General features: G+C 45.9%; 4 protein-coding genes. 1 reads left to right on the top strand and 3 read right to left on the bottom strand.

Annotated elements, in window-relative coordinates; translation table 11 throughout:
* Positions 1-464 (top strand): elongation factor P (efp, locus tag ACO59Y_RS01840; protein WP_486130130.1); only part of this gene is annotated, 464 nt, incomplete at its 5' end.
* Positions 465-554: 90 nt separating this feature from the next.
* Here efp and ACO59Y_RS01835 read toward each other — a convergent pair.
* From ACO59Y_RS01835 to ACO59Y_RS01825, 3 genes are read right to left on the bottom strand one after another with little or no spacing between them, the layout of a single operon-like run.
* The gene (locus ACO59Y_RS01835) at positions 555-1,322 is read right to left on the bottom strand and encodes an amino acid ABC transporter ATP-binding protein (RefSeq protein ID WP_486130128.1); all 768 of its coding nucleotides are present in this window, start codon (positions 1,320-1,322) and stop codon (positions 555-557) included.
* 9 nt (positions 1,323-1,331) lie between these two features.
* A complete protein-coding gene (locus ACO59Y_RS01830) occupies positions 1,332-2,048 on the bottom strand; it encodes an amino acid ABC transporter permease (protein ID WP_373603764.1) in 717 nt (238 codons plus the stop codon).
* A complete protein-coding gene (locus ACO59Y_RS01825) occupies positions 2,032-2,805 on the bottom strand; it encodes an amino acid ABC transporter substrate-binding protein (RefSeq protein ID WP_486130126.1) in 774 nt (257 codons plus the stop codon). Before ACO59Y_RS01825 ends, ACO59Y_RS01830 begins: the two co-directional genes overlap by 17 nt.
* Positions 2,806-3,100: the final 295 nt, after the last annotated feature.

Below are 3,100 nucleotides of genomic sequence, written 5' to 3'. Positions count from 1 at the left end.
GTCAAGCGTTCACCCGCACCCGTATTCGTAAATTAATTTCCGGCAAAGTATTGGATGTGAACTTCAAATCCGGTACTTCCGTTGAAGCCGCTGATGTGATGGATTTAAACTTAACCTATTCTTATAAAGACGATGCATTCTGGTATTTCATGCATCCGGAAACTTTCGAACAATATTCTGCCGATGCAAAAGCCGTGGGCGATGCGGAAAAATGGTTGTTAGACCAAGCGGATTGTATCGTGACCTTATGGAATGGCGCACCGATTAGCGTAACGCCGCCGAACTTCGTCGAACTAGAAATCGTCGATACTGATCCGGGCTTGAAAGGCGACACCGCAGGTACCGGCGGTAAACCGGCAACCTTGAGCACCGGCGCTGTGGTGAAAGTACCGTTATTCGTGCAAATCGGCGAAGTAATTCGTGTCGATACCCGCTCCGGCGAATACGTCTCTCGCGTAAAATAATCTTTTAACAATAATTGAAAAGCCAAAAAGTGCGGCCAACAAGAAGAATGTTGACCGCACTTTTATTTTGCCACTAAATCGCGTTTTTCGTTAAATGCAATAATCTTGCTCAATCGGCATTTTTGCCTGTAACAAAAACTGCTTGGTGCGTTCTTTTTGCGGGTTACCGAAGAATTGCGTCGCGCTGTTTTGTTCCACGATATTGCCGTCTTCCATTAAAATCACACGATCCGCGACGTCTTTGGCAAAATTTAATTCATGGGTCACTATAATCATCGTCCAGCCCTCTTGCACCAATAATTTCAGTGCCTGTAACACTTCGCCGACAAGCTCAGGATCCAATGCGGAGGTCGGTTCATCCAGCAAAATCAAATCCGGTTGCACCGCTAAGGCGCGCGCAATGCCGACGCGCTGTTGTTGCCCGCCGGAAAGTTGTGACGGATAAAGCGCCGCTTTGGCTTTTAGCCCCACCTTTTCCAACAACGCCAGCGCTTTTTCTCGCGCCTGTTCTTTCGGTTGTTTTTGCACAACCACCATGCCCTCCATCACGTTCTCCAATGCGGTTCTGTGGGGGAAGAGGTGATATTGTTGGAAAACCATAGAAGAGCGGCGACGCAATTTCAATTCATCGGCTTTGCTGATTTTTTTGCTGAAATCGATTTTTAGGCTGCCGTCGCTAAACTCCAGCACGCCTTGTTCGGGGCGTTCAAGTAAATTTAAGCAACGCAAAAAGGTGGTTTTTCCCGAACCGGACGGCCCGAGAATGGCGACTACTTCGCCTTTGTTAATGTCAAAATCAATGCCTTTAAGAACCTGATTGCCGTTAAAACTTTTTTGAATATTCGTGACTTTCAACATAATCGGCCCTTATAAATGACGAGAAAGACGCGCTTCTAAGCGATCTTGTGCAAACGATAGGATAAAGCAGAAAATCCAATAAATCAGTGCCGCTTCGCTATAAATCAGAATAAATTCATAATTTACCGCGGTGATATTTTGTGCCACGCGGAATAGTTCCGTCACTAATACTAAAGACGCCAACGAAGTGTCTTTCACCGTGCTGATAAAAGTATTGGAAAGCGACGGCACGGAAATGCGCAAGGCCTGTGGCATAACAGTACGAAGAAAGGCTTGAGTATAATTCATGCCGATGGCATAAGAGGCTTCCCATTGCCCTTTCGGAATGGCCAAAATGGCGGCGCGTACGGTTTCCGCGGCATAAGCACCGATATTAATGGAAAAAGCAATAATCGCCGTCGGGAAAGGTTCCAGCGTAATGCCCACCTCCGGCAAGCCGTAGAAAATAATAAAAATCTGCACCAACATCGGCGTGCCGCGAATGATGGAAATATAGATTCGGCACAAAGCTTGTAGCAGTTTTATCGGCGCGCTCGGATGCGGCAACGTGCGGATTACCGCGACAATCACTGCAATCAATAAACCGCAGAAAAAAGAAATCACCGCCAAAGGCAGTGTATATAAAACGGCGGCTTCCAGCATAGGCCAAAACGAGCTGATCACGTAATCAGCCCGTTCTGCGTTCATAAATGGAAGCGCGGCTAACCAATTATTGAGTAATGTCATCGCCGAACCATTCGATGGAAATTTGTTTTAATGTGCCGTCTTGGCGCAGCTCTTCGAGGGCTTGGTTAAATTTAGCGATTAATTCGTCTTCCCCTTGTAAAAAGGCAAAGGCGGTCGGGATTTTATCGCCTCTGTCATAAGCGATTTTTAAACCGACATTCGGATGTTGTTTGAAATAATCCAACACCGCTAATTTATCGTTCACTGTGGCTTCCGCACGGCCTTGTTTAACCAGTTCCAAACCTTGCGCCAAACCGTCAACAACTAAAATTTGCGCACCGGCGGCTTTGGCGTCTTTACCCCAGTTGCTGGTGGTGGATTGTGCCGCTTTTTTACCTTTCAAATCGTCAAAAGATTTAATGCTATCGTCGCTTGCTTTCGTCACGATTACGCCGCCCGAATAGTTATAAGGCGTGGTGAAGCTGTATTTTTTTAAGCGTTCCGGGCTCGGGTTAGTTTGGTTGGCGATAACGTCAAAACGTTTTGCGTTAAGACCGGCGTACATTGCATCCCACTGGGTTTCTTTAAATTCAACTTTTAAGCCTAATTTATCGGCAACTTTGCGAATCACTTCCACATCGAAGCCGGTTAATTTGCCGTCTTTATCATGAAAAGTGAACGGCGCATAAGTGCCTTCGGTGCCGACTAATAAGGTTTTGGTTTTTTCAACGCGATCGGTAATCTCGCCTGCGTTAGCGATGGTAGAAAGCGCAAGACCTGCGGCTAAAAATGTGGTGAAAAAAAAGGATTTTTTCATAATAAAACTCCTGTTGATAAGCTATTGTTTGTAACGGAGGCGATTATAAAAGCCGATTTAGGGAAAAAACAAGACGATTTATTTATGAATTAGATTGCTTAGTTATAAAAGGCAACGCTGTAGGCATATCCGGTCGCCGGAATGCGTGCCGAAGAGTCTTATCAGCGCCGCATTGAGAGCTTGAACATTGAGCGCTTGGGAGAGAAGGCTTCAATGCGGTGCTCATATTGAGTTTCACCGAATGAGACCTTTGCAAAATTCCCCAAAATCCCCTAAATTCCCACCAAGACATTTA

It is taken from the genome of Rodentibacter sp. (assembly GCF_057314195.1).
The sequence above is the reverse complement of the archived record's forward strand: the minus strand, read 5'-3'. Positions and strand labels throughout refer to the sequence as shown.